General features: G+C 47.7%; 15 protein-coding genes and 1 pseudogene. 7 read left to right on the forward strand and 9 right to left on the reverse strand.

Going from position 1 to position 18,659, the window contains the following annotated elements; translation table 11 throughout:
- Window positions 1-28 precede the first annotated feature (28 nt).
- The 3 genes from glgB to D5S03_RS08770 are packed head-to-tail and all read left to right on the forward strand — an operon-like array spanning window position 29 to window position 4,351.
- Window positions 29-1,912 (forward strand): 1,4-alpha-glucan branching protein GlgB, encoded by a 1,884-nt coding sequence (glgB, locus tag D5S03_RS08760; RefSeq protein ID WP_008869865.1) that lies wholly within the window; start codon window positions 29-31, stop codon window positions 1,910-1,912.
- Complete coding sequence (gene malQ / locus D5S03_RS08765; protein ID WP_008869866.1) at window positions 1,912-3,438, forward strand: 4-alpha-glucanotransferase; 1,527 nt, start codon at window positions 1,912-1,914, stop codon at window positions 3,436-3,438. Before glgB ends, malQ begins: the two co-directional genes overlap by 1 nt.
- A 43-nt stretch (window positions 3,439-3,481) precedes the next feature.
- Entirely contained in the window at window positions 3,482-4,351 is an 870-nt protein-coding gene (locus tag D5S03_RS08770; RefSeq protein ID WP_008869867.1) for a LapA family protein, read from the forward strand.
- Here D5S03_RS08770 and D5S03_RS08775 read toward each other — a convergent pair.
- Genes D5S03_RS08775 through dnaN form a run of 4 tightly spaced genes read right to left on the reverse strand, consistent with a single transcriptional unit; the run spans window position 4,348 to window position 11,208 of the window.
- Window positions 4,348-5,139, reverse strand: coding sequence for a tetratricopeptide repeat protein (locus D5S03_RS08775; RefSeq protein ID WP_287043546.1), 792 nt, complete (start codon window positions 5,137-5,139; stop codon window positions 4,348-4,350). The two genes, D5S03_RS08770 and D5S03_RS08775, sit on opposite strands and share 4 nt — an antisense overlap.
- Window positions 5,140-5,152: 13 nt before the next feature.
- A complete protein-coding gene (gene gyrA / locus D5S03_RS08780) occupies window positions 5,153-7,594 on the reverse strand; it encodes a DNA gyrase subunit A (RefSeq protein WP_287043548.1) in 2,442 nt (813 codons plus the stop codon).
- Between the two features lie 45 nt (window positions 7,595-7,639).
- Window positions 7,640-10,042: a DNA topoisomerase (ATP-hydrolyzing) subunit B gene (gene gyrB / locus D5S03_RS08785; RefSeq protein ID WP_287043549.1), complete on the reverse strand. Its 2,403-nt coding sequence runs from the start codon at window positions 10,040-10,042 to the stop codon at window positions 7,640-7,642.
- Window positions 10,043-10,047: 5 nt separating this feature from the next.
- Entirely contained in the window at window positions 10,048-11,208 is a 1,161-nt protein-coding gene (gene dnaN / locus D5S03_RS08790) for a DNA polymerase III subunit beta (protein ID WP_008869871.1), read from the reverse strand.
- A 718-nt stretch (window positions 11,209-11,926) separates the two neighbouring features.
- On the opposite strand from dnaN, the gene D5S03_RS08795 reads away from it, so the two are divergent.
- From D5S03_RS08795 to D5S03_RS08805, 3 genes are all read left to right on the forward strand, one after another.
- Window positions 11,927-13,099, forward strand: a complete 1,173-nt coding sequence (locus D5S03_RS08795; protein WP_287043551.1) for a homocysteine biosynthesis protein — start codon at window positions 11,927-11,929, stop codon at window positions 13,097-13,099.
- Complete coding sequence (gene larE / locus D5S03_RS08800; RefSeq protein ID WP_287043553.1) at window positions 13,086-13,868, forward strand: ATP-dependent sacrificial sulfur transferase LarE; 783 nt, start codon at window positions 13,086-13,088, stop codon at window positions 13,866-13,868. The genes D5S03_RS08795 and larE overlap by 14 nt, the downstream gene beginning before the upstream one ends.
- Before the next feature lie 63 nt (window positions 13,869-13,931).
- Window positions 13,932-14,504 carry a type I restriction enzyme HsdR N-terminal domain-containing protein gene (locus D5S03_RS08805; RefSeq protein ID WP_008869875.1) on the forward strand — a complete coding sequence of 191 codons (573 nt, stop codon included), beginning with the start codon at window positions 13,932-13,934 and terminating at the stop codon, window positions 14,502-14,504.
- Here D5S03_RS08805 and D5S03_RS08810 read toward each other — a convergent pair.
- Together D5S03_RS08810 and D5S03_RS08815 are read right to left on the reverse strand one after the other, a co-directional pair.
- Window positions 14,473-15,456, reverse strand: coding sequence for a bifunctional heptose 7-phosphate kinase/heptose 1-phosphate adenyltransferase (locus D5S03_RS08810; protein ID WP_008869876.1), 984 nt, complete (start codon window positions 15,454-15,456; stop codon window positions 14,473-14,475). The two genes, D5S03_RS08805 and D5S03_RS08810, sit on opposite strands and share 32 nt — an antisense overlap.
- A gap of 19 nt (window positions 15,457-15,475) precedes the next feature.
- Window positions 15,476-16,336, reverse strand: coding sequence for a ParB/RepB/Spo0J family partition protein (locus D5S03_RS08815; protein WP_008869877.1), 861 nt, complete (start codon window positions 16,334-16,336; stop codon window positions 15,476-15,478).
- 49 nt (window positions 16,337-16,385) lie between these two features.
- On the opposite strand from D5S03_RS08815, the gene D5S03_RS08820 reads away from it, so the two are divergent.
- The gene (locus tag D5S03_RS08820) at window positions 16,386-16,793 is read left to right on the forward strand and encodes a hypothetical protein (protein ID WP_008869878.1); all 408 of its coding nucleotides are present in this window, start codon (window positions 16,386-16,388) and stop codon (window positions 16,791-16,793) included.
- A gap of 243 nt (window positions 16,794-17,036) precedes the next feature.
- Here D5S03_RS08820 and D5S03_RS08825 read toward each other — a convergent pair whose 3' ends face one another.
- The 3 genes and pseudogenes from D5S03_RS08825 to D5S03_RS08835 all read right to left on the reverse strand — a co-directional run.
- Window positions 17,037-17,801, reverse strand: coding sequence for a ParA family protein (locus tag D5S03_RS08825; protein WP_008869879.1), 765 nt, complete (start codon window positions 17,799-17,801; stop codon window positions 17,037-17,039).
- 363 nt (window positions 17,802-18,164) lie between these two features.
- Complete coding sequence (locus tag D5S03_RS08830; RefSeq protein WP_008869880.1) at window positions 18,165-18,446, reverse strand: GAK system XXXCH domain-containing protein; 282 nt, start codon at window positions 18,444-18,446, stop codon at window positions 18,165-18,167.
- A gap of 29 nt (window positions 18,447-18,475) precedes the next feature.
- A pseudogene (locus D5S03_RS08835) lies at window positions 18,476-18,659 on the reverse strand (slipin family protein); the annotation flags it as partial.

Here is an 18,659-nt window from a genome sequence, read left to right on the forward strand (position 1 = left end):
GCCGGGCAAAGGAGAACTTAATAATCTTATGTTTACCGAACAGGATATTTATCTTTACAAGCAGGGAAGACACTTTCGCCTGTACAAGCACCTCGGAGCCCAGGTGGTCATGCATGGCGGTGTACGCGGAACCTACTTCGGGGTATGGGCCCCCAACGCGGAACAGGTCAGCGTCATTGGAGATTTCAACTACTGGGACAACACTACCCATCAGCTCAATGTCCGCGGCGACGGTTCCGGCATCTGGGAAGGATTTGTGCCCGAGGCCATGCCCGGTCATAAGTACAAGTACCATATCCGCTCCAGATTTCAGGGCTACAGTGTGGACAAGGGCGATCCCTTCGGATTCTACTGGGAAACAGCTCCCAGCACAGCTTCCATTATCTGGCAGATGGACTACCAGTGGGGAGATGAAGAATGGATGCAGAACCGCCGGGAAAAAAACCGCCAGGACAAGCCCTTGAGCATCTACGAAATGCACCTGGGTTCATGGATGCGGGATCCGGATAATCCCGAGAGGCTCCTGAGTTACCGGGAACTGGCTGACAGGCTGCCGGGGTATCTTGTGGACATGGGCTTTACCCACGTAGAATTTATGCCCGTGGCCGAACATCCTTTTTACGGATCCTGGGGTTACCAGATCCTGGGATTTTTTGCCCCCACCAGCCGCTACGGGACTCCCCAGGACTTCATGTATCTCATAGATGTCCTGCACCAGCACGGCATAGGGGTCATCCTGGACTGGGTGCCTTCCCATTTCCCCACCGACGAGGTGGGACTGGGATTTTTCGACGGCACCCACCTGTATGAGCATATGGACAGTCGCAAGGGGTTTCACCCGGAATGGAAAAGCTACATTTTCAATTACGGCCGCAATGAGGTGGTCAGCTTTCTTATAAGCAACGCCCTTTTCTGGCTGGACTACTACCACATAGACGGGCTTCGCCTGGACGCTGTGGCTTCCATGCTCTACCTGGATTACGCCCGTGAGGACGGTGACTGGGAGCCCAACGAATTCGGGGGCAATGAAAACCTGGACGCCATAAGCTTTCTCAAGCACCTCAACAGTGAGGTGTACCGCTCTTATCCGGATGTCCAGACCTTTGCCGAGGAATCCACTTCCTGGCCCATGGTTTCCAGGCCTACATACGTAGGGGGCCTGGGATTCGGATACAAGTGGAACATGGGCTGGATGAACGACACCCTGAGCTACATGAGCAGAGAGCCGGTATTTCGCAAGTATCACCACAACCAGATGACCTTCAGCATCTGGTACGCCTTTACCGAAAATTTCGTCCTGCCCCTGTCCCATGACGAGGTGGTGCACCTCAAAGGATCACTGGTCACAAAAATGCCCGGTGACGACTGGCAGAAGCTGGCCAACCTGCGGCTTCTTTTGGGCTACATGTATGCGCATCCCGGCAAAAAGCTTTTGTTCATGGGGGCTGAAATGGCCCAGTGGACTGAATGGAACCATGACAAGAGCCTGGACTGGCATCTTCTGCAATACGACCGGCACAGGCAGGTTCAGGACTGGCTGCGTGAGGTGAATAACCTGTACCGCAACCGCCCCCAGCTTTACGAGCTGGATTTCGAACCAGGGGGATTCTCCTGGATCGACTGTACCGACTCGGACAACAGCGTATTATCCTTTATCCGCCGGGACAAAGAGAAGAAGCCGCTGATTATGGCCGCCAATTTCACGCCTGTGCCCAGGCATGATTATATCCTGGGGGTACCGGGACCTGGACCCTACAGGGAGATACTCAACAGCGACGATGCCCGGTTCGGAGGTTCTCACCTGGTCAACCCGGATGTCTATCACGCTCAGGAAATCCAGGCCCATGGATATTCCCACCGCCTGAGCCTGACACTTCCCCCCCTGGGCATATTGTTCATGGAGCAGAGCTGATGAAGAGGTTAAACGGCATACTCCTGCACATATCATCACTGCCTGGACCCTACGGATCAGGCGACATGGGTCCACATGCCTACCGCTTTGTTGATTTTCTGGCCGGCAGCAGGCAGAAGATCTGGCAGATACTGCCCCTTAACCCCACCACACCCGGGACCGGCAATTCACCCTATTCCAGCTACAGCGCATTTGCCGGCAATCCGCTTTTTATTGATCCGGAAGCGCTGCAGGACAAGGGTCTTCTTGATCCGCAGGATACAAGAGATCTGCCCGGCTTTCCAGAACACCGCACGGATTATGAACTGGCCGGCGACTTTAAAAAATCCTTGCTGCAAAAGGCCTTCAAGCGCAACAGGGAAAGCCTGGAAAACGGTTCAAAGTTCGAGCTTTTCTGCCGCAACCATTCCTTCTGGCTTGATGACTTCGCTCTGTTCAGCGCCCTCAAGGAACATTTCAGCGGAGCACCATGGTACAGGTGGCCAAGAAAGATCAGGCTTCGCCACCTTGAAGCCGTGGAGGAATTTAAAAACAGACTGTCAAATGAAATATTGCGGGAAAAATTCTGTCAGTACTTATTTTTCAGTCAGTGGCAGAAACTTAAAACCTACGCCAATAACCACAACGTGCTCATATTCGGGGATCTGCCCATCTATGTCAGCCTGGACAGCTGCGACGTATGGTCCAACCCTCACCTCTTTTTGCTGGACCAGGAGAAAAACCCCACCAGGGTGGCAGGAGCTCCGCCGGATTATTTCAGTGAAACAGGGCAGTTGTGGGGCAATCCCATTTATGACTGGGAAGAATGCGCCAGGGAGAATTACCAGTGGTGGATCAAGCGCATAAGGCAGAACCTGGTTATGTTCGATCTTTTAAGATTTGATCATTTCCGGGGGTTTGCCTCCTACTGGAGCATACCTGCCGGTGCCCAAACCGCAGTTGACGGTAAATGGGAGGAAGGCCCCGGGCACCGTTTCTGGTCCGCCCTGACCAGTGAAATATCCCCGGCTCATTTTGTGGCCGAGGACCTGGGATACATTACTGAAGATGTACTGGAGCTAAGGGACAGTTACGGCCTGCCGGGAATGAAGATCCTCCAGTTCGCCTTTGGCGAGGATATGCCCACCAACCCTTATATACCTCACAATCATATACCCAATTGCGTGATCTATCCGGGAACTCACGACAACAACACGGTGAGAGGATGGTTTGAAAATGAACTGGATTCCATAGCCAAAAAAAGGCTCAGCGAGTATACCGGGCGAAGGCTCGATGCAGAAAATATTTGCAGGGAAATTATCCGCATGGCCATGTCCTCACCGGCCAGATTATGTGTTTTACCCATGCAGGATGTACTCGGCTTAGACGGGCGTTTCCGCATGAATACACCGTCTGTTGCCCGAGGAAACTGGGAGTGGCGTGTAAAAAGTGCAGAAATTGGCATTGATATCAAGGAATTTTTGCTCTACTTTACCACCATCTACGGTAGAGACAATCACTTTGATGCCGGTACGAACCATACATAAAGCCGGAGATGAATAAGCCCGGAAACCTGAGGGGGATGCAAAAATGAACGCATTTAGACTGATTTTTCTGTTGCTGGTTTTTGCCGCAGTAATGCTCGGCCTCAGTCAAAACACTGAAACACTGGGATTAAAGGCGCCTCTGGAACTTGATCTGTGGTTCATTGAGCTTTCTTTGCCCCAGGTGGCCATGTATGTATTCATCTTCTTCTGCTTTCTGCTGGGCATAATTTTTGGTATAATCACTTTTTTCCCGGCCAACAGGGAGGCCAGGGAAAAATTGAAAGTCCTGCGCAAAAAATTGAGGCTCTTGCAGGAAGATTTTAAGACGGCCGAAATGGAACGGGCCAGACAGATCATGAAGCGCCAGGAAAAAATAAGCCCTGACGAAGAAGCCTTTAAGGAAGAAATTGTCAGTTCAGCCTCATCCAGGGCCTGGGGCAAGGCGGCCATGGCCGGATGCGTAGTTCTTTTCTTCATCCTGGTGGCTCTTTACTACTACGGCCACACAGAATTTGAAAAAGTGCACGAGCAGACTAAAGCCAATATGGAAAAAACCACCGGCATGATTGAAGATACCCAAAGCAGCCTGGACAGCCTGGAGCATGATTTCAGGGATGCGGATAAAAAACTGGGAGAGCTGGACCGTGAATTCAGGGAGGAGACCGCAAAGCTTCAAGACGCCACAGAAAACATGCAGGAAAAGCTTCAAAAGCACTCCGGGGAAATAAGCGAACTAAAGCTCATACCGGTTAAGACCCGTGATTACCTGACTGTCATGCATCTTGAGCAATACCTGCAGACCCTGGGTTACCTGAAGAAGGAGGCTGATACAGAAGAAGACAGAAAACGCCTGCAGGAGGCTGCAGAAGAAGTCCGCAAGGCTCTGGAGCATTACCGGGAAAAATCTGATTAATCCCGGATAGATGACAGATGTTCAATGCGGGCCTCAATGGCTTTGGGGTTGGGATGTATGTCCAGGATTTCTTTTAAGAGATCTACAGCCTGATCGACTTTATCCTGGTCAAGGAGGACCTCTGTCAGGAGAAGTCCAGCCCTGGACCTGTATTCATTCCCGGCATCCAAGCTGTAAGCCCTGGATAAAACCTCCCCGGCCCTGGTAAGATCATTTTCCAGGTAATAGGATTTCCCCCGGGTATAATGAATCATGGAGCACAGCTCGGCATCTGTTTCGCCTGAACAGTCAGAAAATTTTTCCAGGTCCTCCCGGACCCTCTCAAATTCGCGCAGCTGAATACCTGTTTTGGAAAGGAAAAGAGCTGCTTTTTTCCTTTCCTTACCGGACTGTGCCAGTTCCTTGTTCTTTTTCCAGAGCCGGCGACTTTCCCGTGGCTGTCCCAGTCTATCATATTTACCTGCAATCCTGGCATTGATATCCAGGATTCTGTCCAGTTCCCCGTCGTACTCCATCTGCATGGCCTTTAATATATCAAGCCCTCCCTCAATGTCATTATATATATCCACACTGATGCTTAAAAGCCGGTTCCAGGCCTGGTATCTTTTTCGTCCGTGCTCATTTTCGTCTATATACTGCTGGTATAAATTTCTGGCCTGGTTGAACTGACCCGTGGAAAAATAATATTCGGCCTGGTCGAAATCATCCGTATCCTCTTTTTGTTCCAGGCATCCAGGAAGCATAATAAATATGAGAACCGGAAAAATGATGTAAAGCAGCCTTTTCATACATGCAACTATTCTACTGCTCTTCTTTATCACCAAGCAGGTGCTGTTCCGGGATGATCAGGTCTGCGCAGATCACCTTCTGATCATTTTCCAGGTCAACCATTTTTACTCCCTGGGTTGAGCGTCCAACAGACCGGATATCGCTGGTGCCCAGCCTGATTATCTTGTTGGCTGAGGTGAAAATAATCAGCTCTTCCTGGTCTGATACAGGCATTGAACTCACCACCTTGCCCGTTTTGGAGGTTACCTTCATATTGATAAGACCCTTTCCCCCCCTTGCCTGTAACTTGTACATGTCCAGGCTGGTCTTTTTTCCGAAACCTTTTTCCGAAATGGTAAAAAGCTCCCTTGCTTCGCCCGGGTCCAGTACAGCCCCGGAAACCACCTCGTCGCCCTGGCGCAGGGAAATTCCCTTGACCCCGGCGGCGTTTCTGCCCATCGCCCGGAGATCCCTGCAGGCAAAGCGAATGGCCAGGCCATCATGTGTAGTTATAATTACCTCGGATTCATCTTTGACCACTTTGACCCCGATGAGTTCATCTCCGGGTTTGAGATTGACTGCAATCAGACCCAGGGAGCGCATGTTCTTGAACATCTCGATGGATGTCTTTTTGACCATGCCTTTTTTGGTCACAAAAAGAAAATAGTGTCTCTGGTGAAAATTGCGCTCGGAAAGTGCTGTGGCAATGTATTCCTCGTTATCCAGGGGAAGCAGGTTTTTAATGTGCACTCCCCTGGCCGTGCGTGATCCTTCCGGGATTTCGTAGGCCTTGAGCAGATAAGACTTGCCGGTGTTGGAGAAGAGATAAATATCCTTATGATTGCTGGTGGTAAAAAGAGTAGTAATAAAGTCCTTGTCCCCGACATTGGCCCCGGCTATTCCCTTGCCTCCTCTTTTCTGCTGGTGGTAATATTCAAGAAGCGTTCTCTTGATATAGCCATTTCTGGACAGGGTCACCACCACGTCATGATCCGGGATCAGGTCCAGCATCTCTATACTGTCGGGGTCCTGTTCCAGGATCTGTGTTCTGCGGGGAGTGGAATAGGTTTTTTTTATCTCTTGGAGTTCTTTTTTTATTTCACCCTTGAGGATATCAATATTTTCCAGGATGCTTTTTAGAAATTCAATCTGCTGCAAAAGCTCCCTGTACTCCTGCATCAGTTTTTCGCGCTCCATATTGGTCAGCCTTTGCAGGCGCATATCCAGGATGGCCTGGGCCTGAACCTGGCTCAGGGAAAAGTTTGACATGAGCTTTTCTCTGGCTTCGGCCCCGGTGGATGACGACCTGATGAGCCGGACCACCTCGTCGATGTTGTCCAGGGCTATCTGCAGCCCCTCCAGGATGTGCGCCCTGTGCTCCGCCTTTTCCAGGTCATGCCTGGAGCGCCTGAGTATGACCTCCTTTCTGTGCTCCAGGAAATACTCCAGGACCTGTTTGAGGTTTAACAGCTGCGGACGGTTATTGACCACGGCCATCATATTGATGCCGAAGCTGGTCTCCAGGGCGGTAAGCTTATACAGTTTGTTGATGATTACATCGGAGATGGCTCCCTTTTTCAGGTCTATGACTATCCTGATTCCATTGCGGTCTGATTCGTCCCGCAGATCGGAAATGCCTTCGATTTTCTTATCATTGACCAGCCCGGCTATTTTTTCCACCAGGTTGGCCTTGTTCAGGGCATAGGGAACTTCGTTGATGACAATTGATTCATGTCCCCTGGACCTGGTCTCCACGTCCAGCCTGGAACGGATTTTAAAGCTTCCCCTGCCTGTCCGGTAAGCCTCGAGTACACCTTTGAGGTTGTAAATATATGCCCCGGTAGGCAGGTCCGGGGCCTTAATGTGCTGCATGAGCTGGGAGATGTTTGTCTCCGGGTTGTCCAGAAGCTGCAGAAGGGCGTCAATCACCTCCCCCAGGTTGTGCGGGGGAATATTCGTGGCCATGCCTACGGCAATGCCCGAGCTGCCGTTGACCAGGATATTGGGAACTCTGGCCGGCAGGACCTCGGGTTCGGTGAGGGTATTGTCGTAGTTGGCCCTGAAATTGACCGTGTTTTTTTCGATATCAGCCAGAAACTCGCCGGCAAGCCTGGACATGCGGGCTTCTGTATACCGCATGGCTGCCGGGGCGTCCCCGTCGATGGAACCGAAGTTGCCCTGTCCGTCCACTAAGGGGTCACGCATATTGAAATCCTGGGCCATGCGCACCAGGGCATCATACACTGCTGAATCACCGTGGGGATGGTATTTACCGATGACGTCACCAACCACCCTGGCCGATTTTTTATAGGGGCGGTTGTAGGTGTTGCCAAGCTCGTGCATGGCATAGAGTATACGCCGGTGAACGGGTTTCAGACCGTCACGGACATCAGGGATGGCCCGGCCGATTATTACGCTTAGCGAATATTCCAGGTAGGATTTTTTTATTTCCTGTTCAATGCTGATATTGCTCAATTGCAGGCTCCGGGAATTTGTTTTAATTGATTTTTCATAACTACTTTAAATATCCAGATCTGCTACTTCCAGGGCGTTTTTCTCGATGAATTCCCGCCTGGGTTCCACCTTGTCGCCCATGAGCCTGGAAAAAAGATCGTCTGCAAGTTCTGCGTCTTCTACGTTGACCTGGAGCATGGTCCTTTTGTCCGGATCCATAGTGGTGGACCACAGCTGCTCTGGATTCATCTCCCCCAGGCCCTTGTATCGCTGGATGTTGATCCCCTTGTGAGCAAGCTCAAAAACCTTGTCCAGGAGAGGAAAAATACCCTTAACCTGGATGGTGTCCTTCTGACTCAGGATTTCAAAACCAAGGCCCGGGTTGTTGTGAAGGATCTGCTGTTGCACCTGGTGCGCCTTTTTGTACAGACCTGAGTTGAAAAATTCTATTCCTATGCGTGTACTGTGCTCGTTTCGGTCTGTAAAAACCAGGAAATATCTCTTTTCAATCTCGCTTTCCTCTTTTTCCAGGGTGGTTTCAAACCCCCTGCCGGACATGAAGCTGATAAACTCTGAACTGTCTTCATATACAAAATGGACAGGGTGAAGTCTTGGTTCATACTCAAGAAGACTTTGAAAAAGTTCTTCCTTGATGCCCATATTGCCGGCATCTTCAAAACTGTCTTTAAGTGATATAAGATTTTTGATGAGTTCAACCATCTCATCCTTAGTGTATTCCAGCCCATTTTCCGTTTTAATGGAAATTTCATCGTAAACACGATTGAGCAGAAAATCGTGCATGGTTTTTTCATCGCTTATGAACTGTTCAAAATTGCCTTTGTGCACCCGGTAAAGGGGAGGCTGGGCTATATACAGGTATCCGTTCTCAATGAGCTGGCTGAACTGCCTGAAGAAAAAAGTCAAAAGAAGGGTCCTGATATGCGCACCGTCCACGTCCGCGTCGGTCATGATCACTATCTTGTGATACCTGAGCTTGGAAAGATCAAGCTCCTTATCGCCTATGCCTGCACCCATGGCTGTTATAAGTGCTTTTATCTCATTATTTTCGAGAATTTTTTCAAATCTTGTCTTCTCTACGTTGAGAATTTTCCCCCGCAAGGGTAAAATGGCCTGGTGCTTTGGATTTCGGCCCTGCTTGGCCGACCCTCCGGCTGAATCACCCTCGACAATGAAGATCTCTGATTCCGACGGGTTTTTGCTCTGGCAGTCAGCAAGCTTGCCCGGCAGGGAATAGTCAGAAAGAGCCCCTTTTCTGCGCACCAGTTCCTTGGCCTTGCGCGCGGCCTCCCTGGCCCGGGCAGCATCTACAACTTTCTCCACTATGATGCGGGCATCCTTGGGATTCTCATTTAAAAAAGTGGTGATCTTTTCGTAGGCTATCCCTGACACATAGCCCGAAATTTCGCTGTTGCCCAGCTTGGTCTTGGTCTGGCCTTCAAACTGTGGATCCGGGACCTTGACGCTGATTATACTGGTAAGACCTTCTCGTACGTCATCACCGGTGAGTTTCTGTTTGAGTTTTCTGGGCAGATCCTGGGCATGCTGGATATATGTATTTATGGCCCTGGTCAGTGCAGAACGCAGGCCGTTTAAGTGGGTTCCGCCTTCTACGGTACGGATATTGTTGGCAAAAGAGTAAATATGTTCCTTGTAGCCTGTCTTGTACTGCAGGGTCAGCTCCATGGATACGTTGTGAACTTCGCCGCTGGCGTAGATCACCTTGTGCAGGCCGCTGTCCTTGTTCACATTTTTAATAAAGGACAAAAGCCCCCCGTCGAACTGAAACACATCGCTTTTCTGGTAGCGCTCGTCCTGAAACTTTATCCTCAGGCCGCAGTTTAAGTATGCAAGCTCTTCAAATCGCTTGGACAGTGTATCGTAGTCAAAATCAAGAGTGGAAAAAATCTCTTCATCGGGCCTGAACTTTATGGTGGTACCACGGCTGGACGAGGGTCCCTCATGGCGAAGCTTGGTAACCGGTATGCCTCTTTCAAACTTCTGGAAATACTTTTCTCCTTCCCTGCGAACGGTTACTTCCAGGTATTCGGAAAGGGCATTAACAACCGAAACCCCTACTCCGTGCAGTCCCCCGGATACTTTGTAGCTGGCGTTGTCGAATTTTCCCCCGGCATGAAGAACGGTCATGACCACCTCCAGGGCCGGCCTGTTTTCCTTTTCATGCCAGTCCACAGGAATACCCCGGCCGTTGTCTGAGATGGTTACGCTGTTGTCCATGTGAACAGTTATGCGCACATTGTCGCAATAACCGGCCATGGCCTCGTCTATGCTGTTGTCCAGAACTTCATAAACCAGGTGCTGAAGACCCCGCACATCAGTTGAGCCGATGTACATTGCCGGGCGTTTTCTCACCGCGGTCAGCCCTTCCAGAACCTGGATGCTCTGGGCTGTGTATTCTCCTGAATTTTCCTGTCTGTCTTTGTTGTCCATTTTTTTTAATCCATTTCTTCTTCGGTGTAATAGGTCTCTTCTTCGATCTGTACCGGCATGGTCATGACGTAGTACTTTTGGTCGTTTTCTCCGTTTATCCTGCACGGTTCTATGGGACCTGAAAACTTCATGACCACGTTATCGTCATCGATATGGCCCAGGATTTCCAGGAGGCTTTTGGTGTTGAAAACCACCTCCTTTAGATTACCCTGGTAACTGCAGCCGACAACCTCTTCAGCTTCTCCTGAATCCACGGCAGTACTGGTCATATAGATCTCTTCCTGTCCAAGCCTCATGAGGGTGGACATCTGAGAATCAGTGTTGAATATCAGAATTCTCTCTAAGGAATCCATGAGATCATTTTTTGTGGTTACCAGAGGCCCACCAAGCTTTTCCGAGTAGTTGTTTATAAAATCGCGGTAATTGGGAAACTGATGCATGTTCAGGGGCAGACTAAAGCATTCTTTTTTGTCCAGTGTCCTGAAAAATATCTTTGAATCGGTGATGGTTATCTGAATATCCGACTCAGGAACCCATTTGCGAAGATCCATGAGGTATTTCTTGGCGATCATTATTCCCTTTTCGGGCAGGATCTCTCTTAAGCCACTGCTTTCATGGATGTACAGGCTCAGCTGATGCCCGTTAAAAGCACAGAATTCCACCTGGTTCTCATCTCCGGGGGCAATCTTCAGGCAGGTCATTCCCTGCATGGTATCGTCATCACTTATGCAGAAAAGACTTTTTTCCAGAATATCCTTGAATTTTATCCCGGGAATGCCGGCCAGAGCATTTTCTTCCGGGAATTCATCAAGTTCGGGAAACCAGGAGCTTTCACTGAGGGGCAGCTTGAAATGCCTTTTTTCCTGTTGAACATATAGAATATCATTTTTTTCATCAGAATACATGGTGATGGGTCCGGATTTCAATTTCCTTATGAGGTCGGATATTTTTCTCCCCGGCGTGCCGATAAGGCCTTCTTCAACGATTTCAGCCCGGTATTCACCTGTAAATTCCACATTGCTGTCCGTACTCATAATCCTGACGCTGTCCATATCCGTTTTGAACCAGATGGTTCGAAGATATGCAGCCCCTGTTTTAGTTGGAATAAGGTTTGAAGCCTTACTGATCCCTTCCACGAAATCCTCTTTATATATTATAATTTTCATAGATTTAGAATCCTTAATAGGGTATGTTTAAATGTATATTTTTCATTTAACTATCTTTATTTATTTATTTTTTTGTCTTGTAATGTTTGTTGTTTCTTTTCATTTCCGTGAACCGGGTGTTCAAAAAATCATTTTCCTGAAGCAGAATTGTCAATTTTTTCATAACTGTTGTTATTGAGTTTATAAATCAAATAACCAACTGATATCCTTAAATATAGGACAGAGTCTCTTTGTTTATGCAAAAACAAATCCTTATACCATTGATTTTGTATTTTGTAAAATACTTTTTATTATGTATCATCTTGTAATTTTTATATTTTTTTAATAAACTAACCGATTTTTTTTGAGTTTTTATAAAGTATTTCTTGTTCATCAGCCATCTCTTTGACTTGCATGAATCCTTTTTTTAATTTAAAAATCAGGAATTATTCATAATTGATTGAAACTTGAGACTCTTTTTTTGTAACCATTCAGGGGGACCTCGGTGTTGGCTGATGGCACAAGGCCAGGGGCCTGTCCCCGCTAAGTGATGATAATGATGCTTCACAGAACTTCGTGTCTGTACTTTTCAGTGGTGCAGTAAAAGTGTCGCGGGGACTGTACCCCTGGACGGTATCTGCCCCCTGAATGGTTATTTTTTTTGAGCTTGATATTTTCCATTTTCCAGGACTGCAGTCCCTAATCCAAACATAGCCGCAACACCCGGCAGGAATGATAAATGGCTTTTAATAAACAGGTAAACAGAACCATTGACGAGATAAATCAGAAAATCAAGTCTGGTAAAGCAGTGGTAGTCAATGCACGGCAGATGGCTTCCCTGGTCCGGGATAAGGGCAAGGTGGAGGCAGCCAGGGAAGTTGATGTGGTAACCACCGGTACTTTTTCTCCAATGTGTTCCTCGGGCATGATTTTTAACTTTGCCCAAAAACCACCCATGATCAAGGGCCACAAGATATGGCTGGATAACGTCCCCTGCTATGGAGGACTGGCAGCTGCTGATTCATTTATCGGTGTTACGGAAACAACGGAAAACGATCCCCTGAACAAGGTTTATCCAGGTACTTTTACCTACGGTGGTGGACATGTGATTGAAAACCTCGTCCGGGGAAATTCCGTACACTTGCGTGTCCAGGGATATGGTACAGACTGTTATCCCCGAAAACTTCTGGAAAAGGATATAACCCTTGGCGAACTCAAAAGTGCTGTACTTTTCAACCCCAGAAATGCCTACCAGAATTACAACTGTGCTGTGAACCTCACCAACAGGATCAAATATACTTACATGGGTCCGCTAAGGGCTAATATGGGTAATCTCAACTTCGCTACCGCAGGTTCCCTGAGCCCTTTGTTCAATGATCCTTATTTTCTGACCACAGGGCTTGGCACCAGAATTTTTCTGGGCGGTGGCACAGGATATGTTATTGGTGAAGGTACCCAGCACAATCCTGATCCACCACGAAATGAGCGCGGCATCCCCAAGATGCCCGCAGGGACCCTGATGGTCAAAGGGGATTTTAAACAGATGAACCATAGATATATCCGTGGAATCAGTTTTGCCGGTTATGGATGCTCCATGGCTGTTGGACTTGGCATCCCCATTCCGGTGTTAAACGAGGATATAGCCTGGTATGCAGGAGTTGACGATTCTGAAATCCACATGCCGGTTATTGATTACGGGTACGAATATGGAGCAGGCAAGGCCAAAATACTGGCTTATGTCACGTATGAGCAACTCCTATCAGGAAGTGTGGAGATAAACGACAAAAAGGTGACTACAGTACCCCTGACCAGTTACTCCATGTCCCTGGAGATTGCAGACCAGTTAAAGGACTGGATCCAGTCAGGTGAATTTTTTCTGACCCAGGCACAGGATAAAATTGAATCCAACTGACAGGCTCCGTAAGCACCTTTTGTTTCTTTCTCCCCTGGCTATAGCCCTGTCCGGGGGGGTGGACAGCTCAACACTTACTTTTTTCTGTCTTGAAAACCATATTGAATTTACTGCGTATACTTTCTGCGGGGATCACTTAACATCATTTGAGGCAGAGCATGTCCAGAAAGTGGTCACTGAAAATTCTATACCGCATTTATTTATCCCGTGCCAGCCTCTCAAAGATCCAAAAATCGCCGCCAACTCCAGGGAACGTTGTTATTACTGCAAAAATGATCTTTATTTCAGGCTTAAAAGATGTGTAGAGCCCGGCAGGACCATTATCGACGGTTCCAATGCTTCAGATCTTTCAAAGTATCGGCCGGGTCAAAAAGCCTTAAAAGAGCAGGGAGTCATGACTCCTTTTGCCAGCCTGGGTTTTCACCGTATGATGGTTGAAGATCTGGCCCAGGAATTGGGCTTAAATATTCCCAGGTTTTCCAGGTCCTGTCTTCTGACCCGTTTCCAGTATGGATACCAACTGGATTCCGACCTGGTTCAAAGGCTCGGCAGAGCAGAGGATTATCTACTCAGGGCCGGCCTTTCGGGCTTCAGGACGAGGGTTCTTTTGGACGAAACGGTCCTGGTGCAGGTTGATGCCTCTGAGAAAGTCGGTTTTTTAAATATTGAGCCTGGTTTTCAATCTTTAATGCAGGAGTTGTTTTTTTATCCTTACCGGGTGCAGTACATGGAATTCAGTATGATAAGCGGTTATTTTGATCGAAGCTGACCAGGTCTTTTCATCCTGCGTTTTACTGTCTGAATACATTTTAAGAATTTAAGAGGGTTAGACATGCATGAAGTAAAATTTGATCAGGTGATCCAGGACTATCTCACCGGCAAGGATCTCCAGATGACCACTTACGAGGATATCCGCCAGGCCCTTGCCCGCATCCTGGTCGAGGAAAAAGGTTATCCCGTGCAGAATATAAAGCCCAGATATAAATTGCCGCTCGGGCTTGATGATATTGATTACACTATAAATCTGGATTTTCTGGTCACCATAGATGAACAGCCTGCTATGATCCTGGGTTTTTGTCCTGGAGCGGTTTCTACATATATTACCCAGTATGTAAGCGCAGCCAGAATTTTTCCCGGAGGCCCCGTACCTTTTGTCCTGGTCACCGATTCAACTGATGCCGCTCTGGTCCGGGTCAAAGATAAAAAAGAGATCTGCAGGGGTTATCATTGCATTCCAACCTGGCAGCATCTGCAGGAAATATTCAAGGAATGCCCGCCCTGCACTTTCACCACGGAGAGACAGCTAAAGGAGAAAAGAGTGGCTCATGCCATGTTCGCCCTGAGCGATGGGTACTGTTCCTCAAGTTGTGAAATTACCAGTGATAAATCTCAGGCTGACTCATAGATTCAATGGACTGAACAAGGTTCTCCCTGTCTGCAGCTGCAGTACCAACCTGGCCCACAACCAGGCCTGCAGCAAAATTGGCCGTCATACAGGCATCCGGCAGTGAGTATTGTGCCTGCAGGCAGATTCCCATGGTGGCAATAACTGTATCCCCTGCCCCGGTTACATCATAGACTTTTCTGGCGCTTGTGGGAAAATGCAGTATCTCTTTGTTGCTTCTAAACAGGACCATGCCCATGGGGCCAACAGTTATCAGCAGGTTTTCCAGGTTTTTGGTTTTCATTATTTTTTTTCCTGTGCTGATAATGTCTTTATTTGAGTTGATTTTTGTGTTGCTGCCCTCCTCGGCCTCTTTCTGGTTTGGGGTCATGAGAAACAGATCCTTATATACCCTGAAATTTTTTGTTTTGGGATCCAGCACCACCTTGTAGTCCTGTAAAGCCGACAGAGTCTTTCTATTGACCATTCCTTTTCCGTAATCCGATACCAGTACATATTCGCCAAATCCCTTTTTCTCTATCAGACTGGTTATTTCAGCCATAAGTCCTGGTTCCAGATCATTGCAGTTTTCCTGGTCCACCCTGACAATCTGCTGACTGTTGCCGATAACCCTGGTTTTAACGGTGGTTTTTCTCTTGCGTGAACTTACTATTGTATGTTCAATGCCTTCTCTATCCAGCATTTTTTTTATTTCTCTGCAGTGATCATCATCTCCGGCGACACTTATCAATACCGGTTCACCGCCCAGGCTTTTTATGTTTCTGGCTACATTTCCCGCCCCGCCCAGGCTGTATGTTTCCTTCTCCACGTATACCACCGGCACAGGTGCCTCGGGGGAGATTCTGGAGACTTCCCCCCATTGATAATGATCCAGCATGATATCGCCGATGACTAACAGGCGTTTTCCCCGAATTCTGTCCAGGTTCTGTATTAATTTTTGTCTGGTTTCCATTTCAGGCAGTTCCAAATTGTTAGTTATCTATGCCAAGGCATTTTAAAAGAGCATCAAGTTCGTTCTCGTTTCTGTATTGCAGAACAACCTTACCCTTTTTTTCGTCTCCCTGCGTCTGAACACTTAGTTTGTTCTCGATCTTCTCTTTTATCCGGCTTTCCAGTGAACCGGCAAAGTCACTCTTGTTTCTTCTGCTTTCTTTTTTCTTTTCCTGGGTTAATTTTTTAACCAGCTCTTCGGTCTGCCGCACTGACAGGTTTCTGGAGACGATTTTACCTGCTGCCTCCAGCATGAGCTCTTCATCCTTGATTCCCAGTAGACATCTGGCATGACCTGGACTTAAAGACCTGTCTTCCACCATGTCCCTGATTTTCTCTGGAAGTTTTATCAGCCTGAGGGTATTGGTTAGCTGTGATCTGCTCTTGCCTATTCTATCAGCCAGCTCCTCCTGGTTGATGCCCAGCTCTGACTGCAGCCTCTGCAGAGCGTAAGCCTGCTCCATTGGATTTAAATCCTCACGCTGAAGATTTTCAATAAGCGCTATTGCCAGAACCTGGTTATTGTCATAATCTCTCACCAGTGCCGGGATGGTGTTGAGACCAGCTTCAATGCTGGCCCGCCATCGTCTTTCTCCAGCTATGATCTCGTACTCCTGGTTTTCATTTTTGCGCACCAGGATGGGCTGGAGTACTCCGTTTTCCTGGATTGAGGCAGCCAGCTCGCTGATACTTTCTTCTGCAAAGTTTTTCCTGGGCTGATATGGATTTGGCTTGACTTTTTGAACACTTAGTTGAACGCTGTCCGTGTTCTTTTCCTCATAGAATGAAGGTTTGATCAGGGCATCCAACCCTTTGCCCAGTCCTTTTTCTTTTTTTTGCATTTCTGTTTTCCTGTTTTATATTACTTTAAACTTCAGTTAAGGAGGCTTTATGAATAGCAAAATGCCTGTACAACCTTTCTACAATGAGACCGGTCAGCTCACCGGGGTCTGGATACCTGCAGAAGAGTGGCTCAAGCACCAGGATGATCTGGAAAGCATACTCCTGAAGAGTGAAAAAAAGTCCGCTCTTCCTGCAGAACCATTAAACGAATGGACAAACTTTTTAATGTACTGGGACTTTAACTATCCTGTGGAAAAAAAGGTTGAATGCAAGGGTTGTGGTGCCCTGACCAGCGACTGGACCCAGGATGACCCCAAGAAGTTTTATTTAAGAAGCGCAAGCCTCGGTGGTCTTGTTGCTTTTTTATGCCTTGGATGCCAGTCCAGGGTTACAAAAAAGCATTTCAAGGATCATATCCTTTATGAATGCTCAGAATTTACCTGCAAGGTAAAGTAGAGCCAGAACAGAACATGGATTATTTTACTCTTGATTACCACTACAGGGAATCTTAGCGTGTAGCCAAAGTAACCTGTTTTCACTGAAAAATCATTTAACCATGAAGATCATGATGACAGGATATAAAATAACTTTTCCTTCCCTGTTTTAAACTCTATATTCTTCACTGCTTATTGTTCCCGCGCTCCCAGCCGCCAGGGCGGGTGAGCGCGGGAACAATAAGCCTTTTGATTCAGCCTGCTGTTATTGCAGCCTTCCCACAACCTCTCTGGCCAGCCTCAGATATGCATGCGACCCAGTAGACCTTATATCATATGCCAGTACCGGCCTGCCGTGACTTGGAGCTTCAGAGAGACGGACATTTCTTGGAATAATGCTGTCCATGGTTTGAGCCTGAAAATGCCTTCTGATTTCCTTGATAACCTGGTGACAGAGTTTGTTCCTTTTATCAAACATGGTCAGGGCCACCCCAAGCAATTCCAGATCATTATTCAGCCGCTTCCGTATTAGTTCATATGTTTCGAACAGTCTGGCAATTCCCTCCAGGGCATAATACTCGCATTGCATGGGAACTAATAAACGATTGGATGCGCACATGGCATTGATTGTAATCATGCCCAGCGAGGGCGGGCAGTCCAGTATTATGTATTCGTACGGCTTACTGACGTTCTTGAGAAGTTTGTACAGATAATATTCCCTGTCCTGCCTGTCATTCAGTTCCAGTTCTACAGCAACCAGATCCTTGTTAGAGGGAATTATATCTAAGTATTTCATTTCCGTAGGTCTGATGAGTTTCTCCGGTTCAGCCTCCCCTGTCAGTCCATGATACAGAGAATATTCCAGGGAGTCTATGTCCAGACCAAGACCGCTGCTGGCGTTGGCCTGGGCGTCACAGTCCACCAGGAGCACCTTTTTTTCCATTACCGCCAAAGATGCCGCCAGATTTACCGCTGTAGTAGTCTTGCCCACGCCACCTTTTTGATTGGCAACCACAATGTTCCACTGCAATGCTTTTCTCCTTGCCAAAGTTAATGTTTCACGTGAAACATTAACACTACAGAGAAACTTCTAAAATTTTATCACCTGTCGCGATTGGGGACAGTCCCGCACCTACTTGATTTCTCAGCAAGTTCCAGCGATTTCATGAAATCATTCCCAGGTAGGTGCGGGACTGTCCACCGAGGTCAATATATAAGTTTGGCTGTAGTGTTAACTTTGATGAAAATTCTGTAAGTTGGTGTCGAAAATAATCAAAGGTTAAAGCACAATCATGTTCTGATTTCGGCTTTACCAAGTATGCCAAAAAAAAACAAGCCTGACTGAATTTCATCAATCAGGCTTGTTCAGAATTAAATGGTTGGAACTTGAAAATCAATTTTCAGCTATAAAAGTCCAGGCTTCTCTGATGGAGTCCATCAATTGGACTGCCTCTTCAAACTGGCTGTTTTTAACTGCCAGCAGAAGCTGGTCAGCGAGATGGCTGAAGTCCTCTGCTTCAGCCAGCCAGGATTCGTCAGCCTTCATAGGCAAAGCTCTGGCTGCTCGGACAAATTCCTGGACTTCGTTTAGGCTGGGCATTTGGTTATCGTTCTGTGAATTCAATATGTCCTGAATAAAAGCTTCTATCCGGGTATTTAATGTAGCGGTCTTCATTTAAGCACCCTTAGTATCTGGTGTATTGCTCAGCTTTTTTGTTCAGAGTTTAGAGGGTCAGGGGGTACATCAGGCTCGGGCAGATCCTCAGGATCAATCTTGGTAGAACCCTGTGCGTGCTCAGACATTATCGGGTTCAGCCCCCTGAACAGATCAATGGGTATTGGTATAACCGTGGCATTTCTGCCTTCAGAGGTCATCTCCCGCATGGTC

It is taken from the genome of Desulfonatronospira sp. MSAO_Bac3 (assembly GCF_003838035.1).
GTDB classification, from domain to species: Bacteria; Desulfobacterota; Desulfovibrionia; order Desulfovibrionales; family Desulfonatronovibrionaceae; genus Desulfonatronospira; species Desulfonatronospira thiodismutans.

Excerpts from the sequence above, each read along its gene's own strand:
- glgB (WP_008869865.1), top strand. The coding sequence starts at position 29 with ATGTTTACCGAACAGGATATTTATCTTTACAAGCAGGGAAGACACTTT.
- malQ (WP_008869866.1), top strand. The coding sequence starts at position 1,912 with ATGAAGAGGTTAAACGGCATACTCCTGCACATATCATCACTGCCTGGA.
- D5S03_RS08770 (WP_008869867.1), top strand. The coding sequence starts at position 3,482 with ATGAACGCATTTAGACTGATTTTTCTGTTGCTGGTTTTTGCCGCAGTA.
- D5S03_RS08775 (WP_287043546.1), bottom strand. The coding sequence starts at position 5,139 with ATGAAAAGGCTGCTTTACATCATTTTTCCGGTTCTCATATTTATTATG.
- gyrB (WP_287043549.1), bottom strand. The coding sequence starts at position 10,042 with ATGGACAACAAAGACAGACAGGAAAATTCAGGAGAATACACAGCCCAG.
- dnaN (WP_008869871.1), bottom strand. The coding sequence starts at position 11,208 with ATGAAAATTATAATATATAAAGAGGATTTCGTGGAAGGGATCAGTAAG.
- D5S03_RS08795 (WP_287043551.1), top strand. The coding sequence starts at position 11,927 with ATGGCTTTTAATAAACAGGTAAACAGAACCATTGACGAGATAAATCAG.
- D5S03_RS08805 (WP_008869875.1), top strand. The coding sequence starts at position 13,932 with ATGCATGAAGTAAAATTTGATCAGGTGATCCAGGACTATCTCACCGGC.
- D5S03_RS08810 (WP_008869876.1), bottom strand. The coding sequence starts at position 15,456 with ATGGAAACCAGACAAAAATTAATACAGAACCTGGACAGAATTCGGGGA.
- D5S03_RS08815 (WP_008869877.1), bottom strand. The coding sequence starts at position 16,336 with ATGCAAAAAAAAGAAAAAGGACTGGGCAAAGGGTTGGATGCCCTGATC.
- D5S03_RS08820 (WP_008869878.1), top strand. The coding sequence starts at position 16,386 with ATGAATAGCAAAATGCCTGTACAACCTTTCTACAATGAGACCGGTCAG.
- D5S03_RS08830 (WP_008869880.1), bottom strand. The coding sequence starts at position 18,446 with ATGAAGACCGCTACATTAAATACCCGGATAGAAGCTTTTATTCAGGAC.